This is a genomic window from Modestobacter sp. VKM Ac-2978 (assembly GCF_026968025.1).
Taxonomy (GTDB): domain Bacteria; phylum Actinomycetota; class Actinomycetes; order Mycobacteriales; family Geodermatophilaceae; genus Modestobacter.
The window spans coordinates 413,321-430,136 of sequence record NZ_JAPVBP010000001.1 but is presented as its reverse complement, the minus strand read 5'-3'; the positions used below and the strand labels follow the sequence as shown (position 1 = coordinate 430,136).

The following is a 16,816-nucleotide window of genomic DNA, read 5'->3' as shown; positions in this document are numbered from 1 at the left end:
GGACGAGCCGGCTCCTGGCGTTCCCTCGGCCCTCGGTCACCGGTGCAGGTCCGCCAGCCAGGCCAGCGTCCTCGACCGTCGGCACCAGCACGACGCCGTCCGGAGGCCGGGGACGACGACGGCCGGCGCCCCGCGAGGGGACGCCGGCCGCCGGACGGTGGTGCGGGATCGGTCAGGGGATGAGCAGCCGGACCTCCTGGGTGGTGCCGGCGGTGGCCAGCGACCACGTGCCGTCGTCGCCCGGGACGAGCGTCCAGGTGCTGCACTCGCCCGCCTTGCCCGCCTTGCCCGCCTTGCCCGCCTTGCCCGCCTTGCCCGCCGGGAGCAGGCGCAGCCGGGCCGGGGCACTGCCGGTGGTGCAGGACGTCGAGGCGAGCACCGAGCCGGTGGCGGCGTTGGTGACCGTGTAGCCGGCGCCGCCGGTGGAGGTCACCGTCCAGGTCTGGCAGGAGCCGGCGACCCGGGTCTCCATCCGCACCTTGTTGCCGTTGCCCTTGGCCGCCGTGCACCCGGCCACACCCAGGGTCCGGGTCTGGTCGGTGGCACTGCCCAGCAGGACGTCACCGACCGGCTGGAACCGGAACTGCTGGTCCGCCGCACCCGTCGGCGTCGCCACGCCGAGGTTGGCGCCCGGCGTCTGCCCCTCGGCCGTCCACACGAGGTTGCGCCCCGCGATGGAGGAGATCGTCGTGTAGCCGTCGGGCGCAGGCGAGAACAGCCAGCGCTGGCAGACGTTGTAGAAGAAGTTGCCCAGCCAGTCGAACTGGCCGACGTTGCCGCTGCTCTGCGCCTCCGCGCAGCCGGGGAAGTCGGCGGCCATGTTGCTCTTCCGATTCTGGAACCGCGAACCCGTCTCGCTGCCGTCGGTGACCTGCGCGGCGTCCCGGGCGTCGATCTGCCACTGCTGGCAGGGGTCGGTCGGCGAGGCGGCGGCCAGGGCCAGGTTGGCCCCGGCGTAGCCGCAGGTCGCGTTGGACACGACCGCGGCACCGTCCCGCGGGACCACCTGCACGTAGGCCGAGCCGTGACCGGCCGAGCGGCTGGGGTTGACCGGGTCACTGACCGTCGGCCAGCCGTCGGACCAGGACAACGTGCGCACGTTGAGCCGCGGCGTGCCGTCGGACAGGGCGTCGTAGTAGTGGTTGACGAAGTAGTCGACCCCGTCGGCGGAGTACACGTCCGGGTGTCCGGTGCCCTGGAACTCGTTGTAGCCGCGCAGCACCTCGGTACCGCCGCCCTCCAGCAGGGAGACACCGTCCCGGTCCAGGTACGGGCCGGTGATGGACGTCGACCGCCCGACGACCACCCGGTAGTCGCTCTCCTCGCCACGGCAGCAGTAGTCGAAGGCCGCGAACAGGTAGTAGTGGTCGCCGTTGCGGATGATCGAGGGCCCCTCGACGGGGTTGTACTGGATCTGCCGGTCGACCAGCGGCAACACCGGGGCGCCGGGGGCGAGCTTCCCGGTCGCCGGGTCCAGCGCGACGATCTTCAGGCCGCCGAAGAAGGAGCCGAAGGTCAGCCACTCCCCGCCCTCGGCGTCGGTGACCTGGTTGGCGTCGATCGCGTTGTAGTCGGTGCTGCCGGCCTCGCTCTCCAGCACCGGGCCGCGGTCGACCCAGCCGTAGTCGGGGTCGGCCGGGTCCAGCGACGCCGTCGTCGCCAGTGCCGTGACGGAGTTGGTCGTGCCGAAGCGGGAGGCCGAGTAGTAGAGCCGCCACTCGCTGCCGGTCCAGCTGAGGTCCGGGGCCCAGGCGTCCTGCGGGGCGTCGGCCGGGGTCGCGCCGATGGCGGCCAGGACATCGGCGGGCAGTTCGGTGAAGACCGGCGGCAGGTCCTCCCAGGTGATCAGGTCCTTCGACCGCTTCATCGGGATGTAGTCGCTGCCGGTGGCGGCGTCGCCGGTGATGGCGAGGTAGAACCAGTCCCCCTCCTTGACCAGCGTCGGGTCGTGCGCGACCGGGTCTGCGGGCCGGTCGGCTCCGGCGACGAGCGGTGGGGCGGCGGGTGCCGGTGCGGCGGCGGGTGCCGGTGCGGCGGCGGCCGGAGCGGTGAGCGCTGCTGAGCCGACCAGCAAGGCTGCCGTGAGCGCGGGCACCCACGCCCGGCGGAGGAGGGAACGGGTCATGGGGCGACTCTCTTCAGGCGGGCGTCCACCCCGTCGGGGACGCTGGGGCACCAGGGCTGCGCGGTGCGAGAGTGAGTCTGGTCACTCATTTACAACGATGCAAGTTGCTGTCCGTGTAACGCTCGATGGCCCTACGTGCTCATCGTGGGACGAACCGGCTCCTGGCGTTCCCACGGCTCTCGGTCACCGGCGCAGGTCCGCCAGCCAGGCCAGCGCGTCCTCGACCGTCGGCACCAGCGCGACGCCGTCCGGCAGCGGCGGCCGGCGGACGAGCACGACCGGCACCCCCAGTTCCCGGGCGGCGATCAGCTTCGCCTCGGTCATGTGCCCGCCGGAGTCCTTGGTGACCACGACGTCCACCGCGTGCTCACGGAGCAACGCCAGCTCGTCGGCGAGGCTGAACGGCCCGCGGTCCAGCAGCAGGGTCGCCCCGGCCGGCAGCGGCTCGTCGGGCGGGTCGACCGAACGCACCAGCACCCGCCCCGGCAACGACGCGAAGGCACCGACGCCCTGCCGGCCGGTGGTGAGGAAGACGCTGCGGTACCCGGCCACCACCTCGGCCGCCGCGGCCAGCGAGTCGACATGTCGCCAGGTGTCCCCCGGTTGCGGTGTCCAGCCGGGACGCTGCAACCGCAGCAGCGGCGTGCCCTGCGCGGCCGCGGCGGTGGCCGCCGCGGCGGTGATCTGCGCGGCGAAGGGATGGGTGGCGTCGACGACCGCCTGCGGCCGGTGCTCGGCCAGCCACGCGGCGAGCCCGTCCGCGCCGCCGAAGCCGCCGATCCGCACCTCCCCCGCGGGCAGCACCGGGTCGGCCACCCGCCCGGCCAGCGAGGAGAGGACGTCGACGCCCGCGGCGACCAGCTCGGCAGCCAGCCGCCGGGCCTCGCCGGTACCGCCGAGCACCAGCACCTGACCGGTCATCCCGCGCCTCCGTGACCCTCGAGTGCCGGGTCGTCCACGTCTCCCGGCCGGTGAGGCGTCGACAGCCCGCCACTCGATGTGATCGACGTCCGCACCGGCGTTCGGCCCGGGCCAGGCACGATGGTCCCGTGAGCAGGGACGGCAGCGGCGGGCTGCGACACGGCTGGACGACGGGCGCCTGCGCGACCGCGGCCACCACCGCCGCCTACACCGCGCTGCTGACCGGCGAGTTCCCCGACCCGGTCTCGATCGACCTGCCCAACGACAAGCACCCGTCCTTCGCCCTGGCGCGTGAGTCCCTGGACCGGGACGGCGCCTCGGCGGGCATCGTCAAGGACGCCGGCGACGACCCCGACGTCACCCACGGCGCGCTGGTCTCCGCCCGCGTGACCCGCGGCAACCCGGGCAGCGGTGTGGTCTTCCGCGCCGGCGAGGGCGTGGGCACGGTGACCAAGCCCGGCCTGCCGCTCGCGGTGGGCGAGCCGGCGATCAACCCGGTGCCGCGCCGGCTGATGACCGAGCACGTGACCGCCGTCGCCCAGCGGCACGGCGGCAGCGGGGACGTCGTCGTCGAGGTGTCCGTGGCCGGTGGCGCGGAGCTGGCCCGGAAGACCTGGAACCCGCGGCTGGGCATCCTCGGCGGCCTGTCGATCCTCGGGACGACGGGCGTCGTCGTCCCCTACTCGTGCTCCTCCTGGATCGACTCGATCCGCCGCGGCATCGACGTGGCCCGCGCCGCCGGGCGGGAGCACGTCGCCGGGTGCACCGGCTCGACCAGCGAGCGGGTGGCCCAGGAGCTGTACGGCCTGCCCGAGGACGCGCTGCTGGACATGGGCGACTTCGCCGGCGCGGTGCTCAAGTACCTGCGCCGGCACCCGGTGCCGCGACTGACGGTGGCCGGCGGCATCGGCAAGCTGGCCAAGCTCGCCGAGGGGCACCTGGACCTGCACTCGGCCCGCTCGCAGGTGTCGTTCGCCGCGCTCGCCCAGCTCGTGGCCGAGGCCGGCGGCGCCCCGGCACTGGTCGAGGGCGTGCGGCAGGCGAACACCGCGCTGGACGCCCTGCAGCAGTGCGCCGCCGCCGGCCTCCCGCTGGGCGACCTGGTCGCCGCCGGCGCCCGCCGCACCGCCGAGGGGGTGCTGCTCGGCGCCCCGGTCGAGGTCGACGTCGTGGTGATCGACCGCGCCGGCACCATCGTCGGCCGCAGCTAACGGCATCGCGTCGTCGAGTAGAGGTGGCTGTCCAGGAACTGCTCGGCGGCCAGCACCCGGCCGACGATCACCACCGCCGTCCGCCGCACCCCGGCGTCGCTGACCTGCTGGGCGATGTCGGCGAGCGTGCCGCGCAGCACGAGCTCGTCGTCCCGGCTGGCCTTGGCGACCACCGCCACCGGGCAGTCGGCGCCGTAGTGCGCGGCCAGCTCCGGGGCCAGGGCGTCCATCCGCTGCACGGCCAGGTGCAGCACCAGCGTCGCGCCGGTCGCCGCGTAGGCCGCGAGCGTCTCCCCCGGCGGCATCGGCGTCGACCGCGCCGACGTCCGGGTCAGGACGACGGTCTGCGCCACCCCCGGCACGGTCAGCTCACGCTTCAGCGACGCGGCCGCCGCGGCGAACGCCGGCACGCCGGGGACGACGTCGTAGGGCACGCCCGCCGCGTCCAGCCGGCGCATCTGCTCGGCCATCGCGCTGTAGACCGACGGGTCACCCGAGTGCAGCCGGGCAACGTCCAGCCCGGCCTCGTGCGCGGCGACCAACTCCGCGGTGATCAGGTCCAGATCGAGGTCGGCGGTGTCCACCAGCCGGGCGCCCGCCGGCGCGGTGTCCAGCAGCTCGCGGGGCACCAGCGCACCGGCGTAGAGGCAGACCGGGGACGACGCGATCAGCCGCGCGGCCCGCACGGTGACCAGGTCGGCGGCCCCCGGCCCTGCCCCGATGAAGTGGACGGTCATCGGGTCACGCTCCAGATCGTCACGGGCATGGCGGGCTTCCAGCCGGTGAAGCCGCCGACCGGCTGGGCCTGCGCGACCGACAGCCGGGTCAGCGAGCCGCCGCAGCGGCCGTGCCACTCGGCGAGCACCGCCTCGCTCTCCACCGTCACCGCGTTGACCACCAGCCGGCCGCCCGGGGCGAGCACCTCCCAGACGGTGTCCAGCAGCAGCGGCGTCGTCGCGCCGCCCCCGACGAAGACGGCGTCCGGCTGGGGCAGCCCGAGCAGCGCGGCTGGCGCCTCTCCCTCGACCACCTGCAGGTCGGGGACGCCGAGCCGCTCGGCGTTCCGGCCGATCCGCTGGGCGCGGACCGGGTCGGACTCCACCGCGACCGCCCGGCACGAGGGGTGCACCCGCATCCACTCGATGCCGATCGAGCCGGCCCCCGCCCCGACGTCCCAGAGCAGCTGGCCGGGCAGCGGGGCGAGCCGGGAGAGCGTCACCGCCCGGACGTCGCGCTTGGTCAGCTGCCCGTCGGAGGAGTAGGCGTCGTCGGGCAGGCCCGGGACGGTCGGCAGCGGCACGGCGCCCGGGTCGGCGACCACCTCGACGGCGGTGAGCACCAGCGGGTCGGTCTCCGGGTGCGGCCACCCGGCGGCGGTGCCGGTGAACCGGCGCTCGGCGGGGCCGCCGAGCTGGGCCAGCGCGGTGAGCCGGCTGGCGCCGGAGCCCGACCCGGCGAGCAGGGCGGCGAGCTCCGCCGGCGTCCGGGTGTCCGAACCCAGCACCAGCAGCCGCCGGCCAGGAGTGGCGTGCGGCAGGACCAGCGAGACCGGCCGGCCGACGACGGAGACCACCGTCGTCTCCTCCACCGCCCAGCCCAGCCGGGCGCAGGCCAGCGTCACCGACGACGGGTGCGGCACCACCTCGACGGCGTCGGCGCCGAACAGCCGGACCAGCGAGGTGCCGACGCCGGAGAGCATCGGGTCACCGCTGGCGAGCACGACGACGCGGCGCCCCGGGTGGGCCGCGGGCAGGTCGGCCAGGGCGGGACCCATCGGCGAGGGCCAGGGCACCCGCTCGGCGACGACGTCCGGAGGCACCAGCCCCAGCTGCCGGGCGCTCCCCCGCAGCACCGCCGCCCCCGAGATCGCCTGTCGGGCGGCCGGGGAGAGCCCGTCCCAGCCGTCTGCCCCCACGCCGACGACGGTGACGGAGAGACCGCTCATGCGGGCAGGTCACCCTCGGGGCCGGCGGCCTCGGCCAGCAGCCGCTCGCGCAGGTCGGCGGGCAGCCGGTCGACGTAGACGGTGCCGTCGAGGTGGTCGACCTCGTGCTGGAGGCAGCGCGCGGCCATGCCGGTCGCCTCGATCGCGGTCGGCTGACCGTGCACGTCGACACCGTCGACCCGGGCGCGGAAGGCACGCTCCAGTTCGGCGTACGGGCCCGGCACCGAGAGGCAGCCCTCCTCGGTCAGCTCGACCGGCGGCTCGTCCCCGACCGGGTCGAGCACGGTGAGCACCGGGTTGACGACGTAGCCGATGACGTCCTCGCCGTCGGCGTCCGGGCAGTCGATGACGAACACCCGCGCGTCGACGCCGATCTGGTTGGCCGCCAGCCCGACCCCGTCGGCGGCGGTCATGCTGGCGAACATGTCCAGGACCAGGTGCCGCAGCCCCCGGTCGAACTCGGTCACCGGGGCACACGGCCGGTGCAGCACCGGGTTGCTGCCGTAGGTGACGATCGGCCGGGCGACGCCGTCGTAACGGCCGGGCAGGCGCATGACCGTCGATCCTAGGGAGTGCCCCCGCTGCCTACAGTGACCGCGATGCGCACCCGGCCCGCTCCGACCGCCGCCGGGCTCGCCCTCGGCGCCCTCGCCGACCTGCTGCTCGCCGACCCGCGCCGCGGGCACCCGGTGGCCGGTTTCGGCCGGGCGGCCGCCGCGCTGGAGCGCCGGGTCTGGCGCGACTCGCGCGCCGCAGGGGCCGGCTACACCACCGTCTGCGTCGGGACGGCGACCGCGCTGGGCGCCGTGCTGCACCGGGCGACCGCCGACCGGCCGGTCGCCCGGACCCTGGTGACCGCCGGAGCCACCTGGGCCGTGCTCGGCGGCACCTCGCTGGGCCGGGCGGCGGACACCATGGCGGGGCACCTGGCCACCGGGGACCTGCCGGCCGCCCGGGCGCACCTGTCCACCCTGGCCGGCCGCGACCCCCGCGGTCTCGGTGAGGCGGAGCTGGTGCGGGCCACCGTGGAGTCGGTCGCGGAGAACACCTCGGACGCCGCCGTCGCCCCGCTCTTCTGGGGTGCGGTCGCCGGCCTGCCCGGGCTGCTCGGCTACCGCGCGGCCAACACCCTGGACGCGATGGTCGGGTACCGGTCGGCGCGGTACGCCCGCTTCGGCTGGGCCGCGGCGCACTTCGACGACGTCCTGAACTGGCTGCCGGCCCGGCTGACCGCCCTGCTGACCGTGGCCGTCGCGCCGCTGGCCGGGGGATCGCCCGCCGGCGCCTGGCGGGCCTGGCACCGGGACGGCGCCGCCCACCCGAGCCCGAACGCCGGCCGGTGCGAGGCCGCGCTGGCCGGCGCCCTGGGGTTGCGACTGGGCGGCCGCAACGTCTACGGCACCCGCGTGGAGGAGCGGCCCACACTGGGCGACGGTCAGCCCCCCGTGCGCGGGGACATCCGCCGGGCCGTCCGGCTCTCCCGAGCGGTGTGGACGGCGGCCGCCATCCTCGCGGGGCTGAGCCGAGCGCGCCGTCGGGGCCGCTCCGCCTGACGGGGCACCCCCGGGCGGCGACGCAGCGCACCCCGGGGCTCGGAGGGCGTGGGGAAGCCAGCCGGGTCGGTGCGCGCGTGACTGGCCGGCGGGTCGGCCGGGCCCAGGCCGCCGCGCAGGGTCACCAGCAGCGTGGCGCCGGCCAGGACACCCAGCGCCACGAGCAGGCCGATCAGGACGACGAGACCAGTTCCGGGGTTCATGCCGCGACACTGGCATCGGTCAAGGTCCCGTAAAGCGGGCCAATCCGGCACAGTGGTCCCATGCCAGTCGACGTCCAGCAGGCCAGTTCGACGCACGAGGTCGCGGCGCTCATCGGGCCGGTCGCGGCCCTGCCGGGTCCCCGGTACGCCGGGCTGGCCCGGCGGGTCCGCGAGCTGGTGCTGACCGGCCAGCTGCCCGCGGGCACCCGGCTGCCTGCCGAGCGCGACCTCGCCGCGGCCCTGGACACCAGCCGGGTCACCATCGCCTCGGCCTACCGGGTGCTGCGGGAGGACGGCTGGGCGCGCACCCGGCAGGGCTCGGGCACGGTCGTCGAGGTGCCCAGCGGCGCCTCCTCCTCGGCAGGCTGGCTGCCCCGGGACGTCCCCGGACTGGTCGACCTGGCGCACGCTGCACCATCGGCCGCACCCCAGCTGGAGCCGGCCTACCAGCAGGCGTTGCGCCGGCTCCCGACCTACACCGCCGGCCACGGGTACGCCCCCGGTGGCCTGCCGGAGCTGCGCGCCGCGATCGCCGACCGGTTCACCGCGCGCGGCCTGCCGACCGACCCCGACCAGGTCGTCGTCACCTCCGGCGTCGGCGACGCCTCCGCGGTGGTCGCCGAGGCCCTGCTCGAGCCGGGCGACCGGGTGCTGGTGGAACACCCCAGCTACCCCGGCGCCCTGCGTCTGGTGGAGAGCGTGGGCGCGCGGCTGGTGCCGGTACCGGTCGACGAGCGCCGTCCCGACGACCTCGTGGAGGCGGCGCACCTCGCCGCCCGGCAGAGCGGCCCACGGATGGCCGTGCTCATCCCCGACTTCACCAACCCGACCGGCGCCCGGCTGACCGCCGCCGGGCGCCGCCGGCTGGCCGCGACCCTCTGGCAGCAGGGCGTGCTGACGCTGGTGGACGAGTCGTGCGCCGAGCTGTACCTGGACGAGGGCCCGGACGGCGGCCCGCTGCCGCCGTACGCCGCCGGGCTGCCCGACACCGCGACGGTGACCGTCGGCGGGCTGGCCAAGCCGGTCTGGGGCGGGTTGCGGATCGGCTGGCTGCGCGCCGACGCCGCGCTGGCCGCTCGGCTGAGCGCGGTGCTGGGGCGGCGTCAGCTCTCCGTCGGCCTGCTGGACCAGCTCGCGGCGACGACCCTCGTGCAGGACCTGGACGCCGTGCTGACCTGGCGGCGCGACCAGCTGCGCACCCAGCGGGACGCCCTGCTGGCCGCGCTGGCCGCCCGGCTGCCCCAGTGGCGGGTGCACCCGCCGGCGGGCGGGCTCTCCCTGTGGTGCGCCCTGCCGCCGGGGCTGAGCTCCGCCGCGCTCACCGCGGGAGCGGCCCCGCGGGGCGTCCTGCTGGCCGAGGGGCGGGTCTTCGGCACCGGGCACGCCTTCGACGACCACCTACGGCTCCCGTTCACCCGACCGGCCGACGAGCTGTGCGCCGCGGTCGACGTGCTCGCGTCCCTCGCCGGGACCCTCAGCCTGGCAGGCCGTCACCCGACGACTCCGGCGCCCACCGTCATCTGAGTGATCGGGCCGTCACCCCAGGTCAGACCCGCCCGTGGCTCTTTCGATGGGCTGGGGCAGGAGTGCGCGGCGTGCACACGAGCGGTAACTTCTCGGGCACTGGAGCGGTCGGGCCTGCGGGCTCGATGGGTCGCCCGGGTCAAGCCAACGGCTCGACGACCTCCACCGGAGCAACCGGTGCGCCAGCAGAGAAACCGGCTGATGCCATGTCGCCCTCCGCCCTCCACCGCCACCCCGCAGCCCCGACCCCGAGCGGGGCGACCGGCCGGGTCCACCGCGCGCTCCACGCGGTCGACTCCGACGTCGCCCGACTGACCGGCCGCTTCCATGGTGACCTGGCCACCGAGCAGTGGTGGTGGTCCCCGGAGCTGCACGCCCTCTACGGCATGCCGGACGGCTCGACCCTGCCCGGTGCCCAGCTCCTCCTCGCCCACGTGCACCCGGCCGACCGCCCCGGCGTCCAGGAGGCCCTCGCCGTCGCCTGCACCACCGGCGCCGCCGTCACCCGCGAGCACCGCGTGGTGCGCGCCGACGGCGAGCAGCGGACGGTCGTGCTCGCCTGCGAGCCGGAGACCGACGCGTCCGGCGCGGTGGTCGCCCTGGCCGGCCTCGTCGTCGACATCACCGAGGGCCGCCCGCCCCAGCCCGCCGACGAGCACGTGCACCAACTGGAGACCGAGGTCGAGCAGCTGCGCAGCGCGATGGCCAGCCGAGCGGCCATCGAGCAGGCCAAGGGCGTCCTGATGCTGCTCATGAGCTGCGGTGACCAGGTCGCGTTCGACCTGCTGGCGCACATCTCCAGCCACACCCACCGCAAGGTGCGCGACGTGGCCGTCGCGATCGTCGACTCGGCCAGCGGCCGCCACCCGCTGCCCGACGACGTCCGCGAGATCCTGCACGACGCGTCCCCGCCCGGCCGCTCCGTCTGAGCGCACCCGCTCGTCCCCGGCCGGCGGTCGTCGGAGAAGATGCCGGGACCCGCGTCACGCAGGCCGGGACGAGGAAGGGGGACTGCGGCGTGTTCTACCTGCTCGTCCGGTTCGTGCTCCGGCCGCTGTTCGTCCTCGCCTTCCGGCCCAAGGTCACCGGCCGGGCCAACGTCCCCCTCACCGGCCCGGTCATCCTGGCCAGCAACCACCTCTCCTTCATCGACAGCTTCGCCATCCCGTTGATGGCGCCGCGCAAGGTCGGCTACCTGGCCAAGTCCGAGTACTGGCACGGCCCGGGCATCGGTGGCTGGCTCACGCGCACGCTGTTCACCGCACTGGGCGCGCTGCCGGTCGAGCGACAGGAGGCCCGGGCCGCCCAGGCGACGCTGGACACCGCGCTCGGGGTGCTGCAGGCCGGGGAGGGGTTCGGCGTCTACCCCGAGGGCACCCGGTCCCGCGACGGCCGGCTCGGCCGCGGCAAGACCGGCGTGGCCTGGCTGGCGCTGACCGCCGACTGCCCCGTGGTGCCGGTGGCGGTGCACGGCACCGACAAGGTCCAGCCGATCGGCGCGAAGTGGCCGCGCCCGCACCGGGTGCGGGTCACCTTCGGGGAGCCGCTGACCTTCCCCGAGCACCGGGGCCTGGCGGGCAAGGGCAGGGCGCGGCGCGAGGTCACCGACCGCGTGATGGAGGCGATCGCGGACCTCTCCGGCCAGGAGAAGGCCGGCTGGTGAGCCCCCACCGCACCACCCCCCGTGATGATCATCGGCATCCGGTGGCGCCCCACCGGCGTGTCGGCGACCGTTCGCCGATGATCGACGCGAGCCGTCCGTGACGGTCGGCCGGGACGGCTGGTCGCGGAGCGACCCCATGGGTGGTGCGCTGCTCGTCGCGGGCACGACCTCCGACGCCGGCAAGTCCGTGGTCACCGCCGGCATCTGCCGCTGGCTGGTGCGCCAGGGCGTGTCGGTCGCGCCGTTCAAGGCGCAGAACATGAGCAACAACTCGATGGTCACCGCCGACGGCTCCGAGATCGGCCGCGCCCAGGTGATGCAGGCCGCCGCCGCCCGGGTGGAACCCGAGGCCGCGATGAACCCGGTGCTGCTCAAGCCGGGCGGGGAGAACGCCAGCCAGGTCGTCGTCCTCGGCAAGCCCGTCGCCGACGTGACCGCGCTGTCCTACCGGCCGATGAAGGCAGCGTTGCTGGAGCAGGCGCTGGCCTGCCTGGCCGACCTGCGCTCCCGCTTCGACGTGGTGGTCTGCGAGGGCGCCGGCTCCCCCACCGAGATCAACCTGCGCGCCGACGACATCGCCAACATGGGCCTGGCCACCGCCGCCGGGCTGCCCGTGGTGGTGGTCGGCGACATCGACCGGGGCGGGGTGTTCGCCGCCCTCTACGGCACCGTGGCGCTGATGCCCCCGGCCGACCAGGCGCTGGTCGCCGGGTTCCTGGTCAACAAGTTCCGCGGCGACGTCCGACTGCTGGCCCCGGGTCTGGACCAGCTCGCCGCGCTCACCGGCCGGCCGACGCTGGGGGTGCTCCCCTGGCGCAGCGGCCTGGAGATGGACGTCGAGGACTCCCTGGGCGTCGACGCCGTCCGCGCCCCCGCCGGCCCGCCGCACGGGGAGGACGTGCTGCGGGTGTCGGTCGCCCGGCTGCCCCGGCTGTCCAACTTCACCGACCTGGACGCGCTGTCCACCGAACCCGGCGTGCTGCTGCGCTACGCCACCCGTCCCGAGGAGCTCGCCGACGCCGACCTGGTGGTGCTGCCCGGGACCCGGTCCACCGTCGCCGACCTGCAGTGGCTGCGGGAGACCGGGCTGGCCGACGCCGTCGCCCGGCGGGCCGCCGAGGGCCGCCCGGTGCTCGGCATCTGCGGCGGCCACCAGATGCTGGCCCGCACGATCAGCGACGACGTCGAGTCCCGGGCCGGCGTCGTCCCCGGGCTCGGGCTGCTGCCGGCCGACGTGACCTTCGCCCGGGAGAAGACCCTGGGCCGGCCGACCGGTTCCGCCCTGGGCCAGCCGGTCCGCGGGTACGAGATCCACCACGGCGTGGTGCGCCTGGACGACGGCGCCGAGCCGTTCCTGGACGGCGCCCGCGCCGGCTCGGTCTTCGGGACGACGTGGCACGGGGCCCTGGAGTCCGACGGCTTCCGCCGGGCCTTCCTCACCGAGGTCGCCCGGATCGCCGGCCGGCGGTTCACCGTGGCCCCCGACACGGACTTCGCGCACCAACGCGAGGCCCGGCTCGACGCACTCGGCGACCTGATCGCCGAGCACGCGGACACCGACGCGCTGTGGCGGCTGGTCGAGTCCGGGCCACCGGCGGGGCTCCCGGTGCTGGCCAGCGGGCTCAGCCCGCGCTGACCCGGGCCCGCACCTCGTCGGGCCACGGCACCGGCCGACCGTCGGTGGTCGCCACGTACGTGGTCTGCACGGTGCAGCAGACCCGCTCGCCCACCCGCACGGTGAGCAGGAGCGTCAGGCTGGTGCGGCCCAGCTTCGTCAGCTCGGCGTCGACCGCGACCGTGTCGCCGTACCGGGCCGAGGAGCTCCAGTCCAGCGCGGTGGCCTTGACGAGGTACTCGACGCCCCAGGCGTCCAGCGCCCCGTGCGGGACCCCGACCGTGCCCCACCAGGCGGTGACCGCCTCGTCGGCCCAGGTCAGGTAGTGGGCGTTGAAGACGACGCCCTGCTGGTCGCACTCGACGAACCGGACCGGAGCACTCCACACCGCAGGCACGAGGGGGCAGGTTACCGACCACCTCCGGCGGCCCGGCCGTTACCGTCGGGGCCGTGACTGCCGCCCCCGACACCACCGCTGCCGACCTCGAGGTGCTGGCCGGCTACCGGGCCCCGTCCCAGCTGGTGCTCGACAAGGTCATCGACCGGGTCGACGAGCACTGCCGGGCCTTCATCAGCCGGTCGCCGTTCGCCACGCTGGCGACCGCCGACGCCGAGGGGTGGCCGGACGTCTCCCCGCGCGGCGGTGAGCCTGGCTTCGTGCACGTGCTCGACGAGCACCGCCTGGCGCTGCCCGACCGGCAGGGCAACAACCGGGTCGACGGCCTGCGCAACCTGGCCGCCAACCCGCGGGCGGCGCTGCTGTTCTTCGTGCCCGGCTGCGAGGAGACGCTGAAGGTCTACGGGACGACGTCGCTGGCCGGCGCCGGCGACCTGGGCATCGACTTCACCGAGTTCGGCCGCGAGCCCCGCTCCGTGCTGGTCGTGCAGGTGGAGCGCGCCTACTTCCAGTGCGGCAAGGCCGTGATGCGCTCGCGGCTGTGGGACCCCTCGGCCCAGGTCGACCGCTCGACGATGACGCCGTTCGGCCAGGTGCTGAAGGACCACTGCGCGCTGGAGACCCCGCTGCCCGACGACGCGACGATCCGCGCGGACCTCGCCCGGGAGCTCTAGCTCCTGTCGGTGGCCGGGTGCAGCATGCCCGGCATGGCACACACCTTCCAGGTCACCGTCGACTCGGTCGCGCCCCACCCGCTCGCCGACTGGTGGGCCGAGGCCCTGGGCTGGGATCGAGAACCCACCGACGAGGCCTTCATCCGCCGCATGGTCGACGCCGGCCTCGCGACCGAGGCCGACACCATGCAGTACGACGGCCAGCTCGTCTGGACGGCCGGCGCGGCGATCAACCACCCCACGGGCGGGGCGCCGCGGGTGCTGTTCCAGCTGGTCCCCGAACCGAAGACGGTGAAGAACCGGGTGCACCTGGACGTGGCGGTGGGCGCGGAGGCCGTGGACGCCGAGGTGGCGCGACTGACCGCGCGTGGGGCCACCGTGCTGCACGAGGGGCAGCAGGGTCCGCACCGCTGGGTGACGATCGCCGACCCGGAGGGCAACGAGTTCTGCCTCACCTGACCGCGGGCCCCTGCTGAGCCCGCGGAACCAGGAGCACGGGGTCGTCCGTCAGTCGGTACGGTGTTCCCGCTCGGCCTTGCGGTCGGCCACGGCGCGCTGGGCCAGCAGGCGCCGCCGCTCGTTGCGGCGCTGTCGGTCCGGCGTCCGGTAACGGGCGTCCTCGACCAGCTGCCAGGCGGCGAGGGCGCTCGCGCGCACCGCCGGTGGCACGAGCATCTCCGCCGGGTGCACCGGCTCGACCATGGCCATCTCTCGACCCTCTTCCCCCATGGCGACCGGATCGTGTCGCCGTCAGGAGTGTGACCCGGCAGCCCGCGAGTGAAGCGTTGTCGTGACCACTTCGCAGCATTCTCGGCACCATCTGTCACAGAAGTCACACGCGTGTCGTCTGCACGGCGGTGCGCGCGGCCGAACCGCCGACGGGCTCCGGCGTGTCCTCGCCCGGCGCGTCGCGGTAGCCATCGCCTACCGTGCCGAGGGTGGCGGGCAGCAACTGGCGGAGAACACTCGAGCGACTGGTGGGCGTCGTCGTCCAGGAGGGTGCGCGGAGTCTCCGGCGGGGCGACCGGGCGCGCAGGCGTCCCGACGACCACTCCCCGGCTCGCCCCGAGTGGGCCACACCGGGCGCCGAGCTCCCCGCCCGGGCACCGCTCCCCCCGGCGGGGCCGCCCCGGCGCGTGCACCTGGCGACCGACTACACCGGACCGCTGGAACTGGACTACGCGCCGCGGGCCGACGGCCGTCCCGACCCGGGCGAGGTCATCTGGACCTGGGTGCCCTTCGACGAGGGCGACGGCCGCGGCAAGGACCGGCCGGTGCTGGTCGTCGGTCGCGACGGCGACGCGCTCCTGGGTCTCATGCTGACCAGCAAGGACCACGACCGGGACGCCGCCGACGAGGCCCGGCACGGCCGGCACTGGGTCGACGTGGGCAGCGGCGCGTGGGACCGGCAGGGCCGGCCCAGCGAGGCGCGGATCGACCGGGTCCTGCGGATCGACCCCAGCGACGTCCGGCGCGAGGGCGCGGCGCTGGGCCGTGCCCAGTTCGACCAGGTCGCCGTCGCGGTGCGCCGGCTGCGCGGCTGACGGCGGGACCCGTCAGCCGGCGTCGTCGTCCGGCTGGGTGCGGGACCGCAGGTGGTAGACCCCTGCGGAGTCGGTCAGCGACCGCAGGTCGTACCGGTGCACCACCTTCGGCCCGCCGTGCAGGTGGGTGTGGGTGATCGTCGGCAGCGGCTCACCGTGCCGGGCCTCGCGGACCTCGACCCGACCGTCGAGCGGGCCGCCGACGAACAACAGCACGGCGCCCTCGTCCTCGGGGGTGCCGGTCGCGGCCGTGTCGTTCTCGGACAGCGCGGTCCTCCTCGCTCGGTGCCAGTGCCCCGCCGGGTGGCGGCCCCGACCAGGGTAGGCACCGAGGAGCCGCTCGTCCCGTAGCGCTGGCGGTCAACCGCCGGCGATCGGGCGTGATCCGTGCCGCGTCCAGACCTCGTGACCGGCCGCCGACGCCGCCGCGACCAGGGGCACGAACAACAGCGCGCCCGCCAGTCCCCACAGCAGTCCACCGGCCGTCACCGCGATCAGGACCATGGCCGCGTTGATCGGCAGCCGGCTCTTCATCACGTAGGGCTCGACGACGTCGTTGCCGAGCTGCTGGACGAGCACGACCAGGCCCAGCACGAGCGCGGCGGTGCCGAGGCCCTCGGCGCCGTAGGCGACCAGGACGGCCACCGCCCCGGCGACGAAGGCGCCGATGGTGGGGATGTAGGAGGCGACGAACTGCAGCGCGGCCAGGGTGAGCGCCAGCGGGATGCCGAGCAGCAGCAGACCGAGCCCGATGCCGACCGCGTCGAACAGGGCCACGATGGTCAGCCCGCGCACGTAGGCACCCACCGTCCCCCACGCCGCCCGGCCGCCCGCGTCGACGTCCTCCCGGACCCGGCCGCCGAACTTGCCGAGCAGCCACTGCCACATGCCCGGGCCGCTGGTCAGGAACAGGAACGCCAGTGCCAGGGCGAGGAAGACGCCGAGGAGGGCCTCGAGGAGCGTCTGCGCCGGCCCGACCAGCGCGCCGACGGCGGAGCCGCCCTGCCCTCCGCCGCCCACCAGGTCACCGATCGAGGGCATCGACATGCCGAAGCGTTCCGAGAACTGGGTGGACACCCGGTCCAGGGCGTCGCGGAGCTGGGGCAGCTGCGAGGCGACCCGGGCGCTGAGGCCGAGCAGCGCGCCGACCAGCACCACCAGGAGCAGCAGCACGGCCGCACCGGCGGAGACCCACCGCGGCACGCCTCGCCTGCCGGCCCACTGCACCGCAGGTGCGGCCACCCCGGCGAGCAGCAGCGCGGTCAGCACGGCGACGAGCACCAGGGTGAGCTTCACGGCCAGCCCGGCGAGCAGCCAGACCAGGACCGCGAGCACGAGCAGCCGCCCGCCCACGGCGGCGGTGCGCACCAGCCAGGCGGGGGCGGCCCGGTCATCGAGGTGGGATCGGGGTTCCTCAGCTGCCATGCACCAGGACATGCCA

At 75.4% G+C, this 16,816-nt stretch carries 18 protein-coding genes; 9 read left to right on the top strand and 9 right to left on the bottom strand.

Annotated elements, in window-relative coordinates; all coding sequences use genetic code 11:
• Positions 1 to 172: 172 nt before the first annotated feature.
• Positions 173 to 2,125, bottom strand: coding sequence for a family 43 glycosylhydrolase (locus O2W53_RS02025; protein WP_269161375.1), 1,953 nt, complete (start codon positions 2,123 to 2,125; stop codon positions 173 to 175).
• Positions 2,126 to 2,308: 183 nt separating this feature from the next.
• Positions 2,309 to 3,046: a cobalt-precorrin-6A reductase gene (locus O2W53_RS02020; protein ID WP_269161374.1), complete on the bottom strand. Its 738-nt coding sequence runs from the start codon at positions 3,044 to 3,046 to the stop codon at positions 2,309 to 2,311.
• Positions 3,047 to 3,174: 128 nt separating this feature from the next.
• On the opposite strand from O2W53_RS02020, the gene O2W53_RS02015 reads away from it, so the two are divergent.
• The gene (locus O2W53_RS02015) at positions 3,175 to 4,257 is read left to right on the top strand and encodes a cobalt-precorrin-5B (C(1))-methyltransferase (protein ID WP_269161373.1); all 1,083 of its coding nucleotides are present in this window, start codon (positions 3,175 to 3,177) and stop codon (positions 4,255 to 4,257) included.
• Here O2W53_RS02015 and cobM read toward each other — a convergent pair.
• The 3 genes from cobM to def are packed head-to-tail and all read right to left on the bottom strand — an operon-like array spanning position 4,254 to position 6,756.
• Entirely contained in the window at positions 4,254 to 4,994 is a 741-nt protein-coding gene (cobM, locus tag O2W53_RS02010) for a precorrin-4 C(11)-methyltransferase (RefSeq protein ID WP_269161372.1), read from the bottom strand. The two genes, O2W53_RS02015 and cobM, sit on opposite strands and share 4 nt — an antisense overlap.
• The gene (gene cbiE / locus O2W53_RS02005) at positions 4,991 to 6,202 is read right to left on the bottom strand and encodes a precorrin-6y C5,15-methyltransferase (decarboxylating) subunit CbiE (RefSeq protein WP_269161371.1); all 1,212 of its coding nucleotides are present in this window, start codon (positions 6,200 to 6,202) and stop codon (positions 4,991 to 4,993) included. Before cbiE ends, cobM begins: the two co-directional genes overlap by 4 nt.
• Positions 6,199 to 6,756, bottom strand: coding sequence for a peptide deformylase (def, locus tag O2W53_RS02000; protein WP_269161370.1), 558 nt, complete (start codon positions 6,754 to 6,756; stop codon positions 6,199 to 6,201). Before def ends, cbiE begins: the two co-directional genes overlap by 4 nt.
• 45 nt (positions 6,757 to 6,801) lie before the next feature.
• Here def and O2W53_RS01995 point away from each other — a divergent pair, with 45 nt between their 5' ends.
• The 5 genes from O2W53_RS01995 (at position 6,802) to O2W53_RS01975 (ending at position 12,781) form a co-directional block, all read left to right on the top strand.
• Positions 6,802 to 7,755: a cobalamin biosynthesis protein gene (locus O2W53_RS01995; protein WP_269161369.1), complete on the top strand. Its 954-nt coding sequence runs from the start codon at positions 6,802 to 6,804 to the stop codon at positions 7,753 to 7,755.
• A gap of 263 nt (positions 7,756 to 8,018) precedes the next feature.
• The gene (yczR, locus tag O2W53_RS01990; RefSeq protein WP_269161368.1) at positions 8,019 to 9,482 is read left to right on the top strand and encodes a MocR-like transcription factor YczR; all 1,464 of its coding nucleotides are present in this window, start codon (positions 8,019 to 8,021) and stop codon (positions 9,480 to 9,482) included.
• A gap of 206 nt (positions 9,483 to 9,688) precedes the next feature.
• On the top strand, positions 9,689 to 10,411 hold the full coding sequence (locus O2W53_RS01985) for a PAS and ANTAR domain-containing protein (RefSeq protein WP_269161367.1): 723 nt from the start codon (positions 9,689 to 9,691) through the stop codon (positions 10,409 to 10,411).
• An 89-nt stretch (positions 10,412 to 10,500) separates the two neighbouring features.
• Positions 10,501 to 11,145 carry a lysophospholipid acyltransferase family protein gene (locus O2W53_RS01980; RefSeq protein ID WP_269161366.1) on the top strand — a complete coding sequence of 215 codons (645 nt, stop codon included), beginning with the start codon at positions 10,501 to 10,503 and terminating at the stop codon, positions 11,143 to 11,145.
• 136 nt (positions 11,146 to 11,281) lie between these two features.
• On the top strand, positions 11,282 to 12,781 hold the full coding sequence (locus O2W53_RS01975) for a cobyric acid synthase (RefSeq protein WP_269161365.1): 1,500 nt from the start codon (positions 11,282 to 11,284) through the stop codon (positions 12,779 to 12,781).
• Here O2W53_RS01975 and O2W53_RS01970 read toward each other — a convergent pair.
• Complete coding sequence (locus O2W53_RS01970; protein ID WP_269161364.1) at positions 12,768 to 13,157, bottom strand: acyl-CoA thioesterase; 390 nt, start codon at positions 13,155 to 13,157, stop codon at positions 12,768 to 12,770. The genes O2W53_RS01975 and O2W53_RS01970 overlap by 14 nt on opposite strands.
• Positions 13,158 to 13,210: 53 nt before the next feature.
• Between O2W53_RS01970 and O2W53_RS01965 the strand changes: the two genes are divergently transcribed.
• Positions 13,211 to 13,831, top strand: coding sequence for an MSMEG_1061 family FMN-dependent PPOX-type flavoprotein (locus tag O2W53_RS01965; RefSeq protein WP_269161363.1), 621 nt, complete (start codon positions 13,211 to 13,213; stop codon positions 13,829 to 13,831).
• Between the two features lie 33 nt (positions 13,832 to 13,864).
• The gene (locus O2W53_RS01960) at positions 13,865 to 14,290 is read left to right on the top strand and encodes a VOC family protein (RefSeq protein ID WP_269161362.1); all 426 of its coding nucleotides are present in this window, start codon (positions 13,865 to 13,867) and stop codon (positions 14,288 to 14,290) included.
• Between the two features lie 48 nt (positions 14,291 to 14,338).
• Here the strand turns inward: O2W53_RS01960 and O2W53_RS01955 are convergent, their stop codons facing one another.
• The gene (locus tag O2W53_RS01955; protein WP_052090506.1) at positions 14,339 to 14,539 is read right to left on the bottom strand and encodes a hypothetical protein; all 201 of its coding nucleotides are present in this window, start codon (positions 14,537 to 14,539) and stop codon (positions 14,339 to 14,341) included.
• A 230-nt stretch (positions 14,540 to 14,769) separates the two neighbouring features.
• On the opposite strand from O2W53_RS01955, the gene O2W53_RS01950 reads away from it, so the two are divergent.
• Positions 14,770 to 15,375: a type II toxin-antitoxin system PemK/MazF family toxin gene (locus O2W53_RS01950; RefSeq protein WP_269161361.1), complete on the top strand. Its 606-nt coding sequence runs from the start codon at positions 14,770 to 14,772 to the stop codon at positions 15,373 to 15,375.
• Positions 15,376 to 15,387: 12 nt separating this feature from the next.
• On the opposite strand, the gene O2W53_RS01945 is transcribed toward O2W53_RS01950, so the two are convergent.
• A complete protein-coding gene (locus O2W53_RS01945; protein WP_269161360.1) occupies positions 15,388 to 15,591 on the bottom strand; it encodes a hypothetical protein in 204 nt (67 codons plus the stop codon).
• A gap of 144 nt (positions 15,592 to 15,735) precedes the next feature.
• Positions 15,736 to 16,800, bottom strand: a complete 1,065-nt coding sequence (locus tag O2W53_RS01940) for an AI-2E family transporter (RefSeq protein ID WP_269161359.1) — start codon at positions 16,798 to 16,800, stop codon at positions 15,736 to 15,738.
• Between the last annotated feature and the right edge of the window lie 16 nt (positions 16,801 to 16,816).

What these genes read in the sequence shown, in the direction of transcription:
- O2W53_RS02025 (WP_269161375.1), bottom strand. Translation starts at nt 2,125, where the DNA reads ATGACCCGTTCCCTCCTCCGCCGGGCGTGGGTGCCCGCGCTCACGGCA.
- O2W53_RS02020 (WP_269161374.1), bottom strand. Translation starts at nt 3,046, where the DNA reads ATGACCGGTCAGGTGCTGGTGCTCGGCGGTACCGGCGAGGCCCGGCGG.
- cobM (WP_269161372.1), bottom strand. Translation starts at nt 4,994, where the DNA reads ATGACCGTCCACTTCATCGGGGCAGGGCCGGGGGCCGCCGACCTGGTC.
- cbiE (WP_269161371.1), bottom strand. Translation starts at nt 6,202, where the DNA reads ATGAGCGGTCTCTCCGTCACCGTCGTCGGCGTGGGGGCAGACGGCTGG.
- def (WP_269161370.1), bottom strand. Translation starts at nt 6,756, where the DNA reads ATGCGCCTGCCCGGCCGTTACGACGGCGTCGCCCGGCCGATCGTCACC.
- O2W53_RS01995 (WP_269161369.1), top strand. Translation starts at nt 6,802, where the DNA reads ATGCGCACCCGGCCCGCTCCGACCGCCGCCGGGCTCGCCCTCGGCGCC.
- yczR (WP_269161368.1), top strand. Translation starts at nt 8,019, where the DNA reads ATGCCAGTCGACGTCCAGCAGGCCAGTTCGACGCACGAGGTCGCGGCG.
- O2W53_RS01985 (WP_269161367.1), top strand. Translation starts at nt 9,689, where the DNA reads ATGTCGCCCTCCGCCCTCCACCGCCACCCCGCAGCCCCGACCCCGAGC.
- O2W53_RS01975 (WP_269161365.1), top strand. Translation starts at nt 11,282, where the DNA reads ATGGGTGGTGCGCTGCTCGTCGCGGGCACGACCTCCGACGCCGGCAAG.
- O2W53_RS01960 (WP_269161362.1), top strand. Translation starts at nt 13,865, where the DNA reads ATGGCACACACCTTCCAGGTCACCGTCGACTCGGTCGCGCCCCACCCG.
- O2W53_RS01955 (WP_052090506.1), bottom strand. Translation starts at nt 14,539, where the DNA reads ATGGCCATGGTCGAGCCGGTGCACCCGGCGGAGATGCTCGTGCCACCG.
- O2W53_RS01940 (WP_269161359.1), bottom strand. Translation starts at nt 16,800, where the DNA reads ATGGCAGCTGAGGAACCCCGATCCCACCTCGATGACCGGGCCGCCCCC.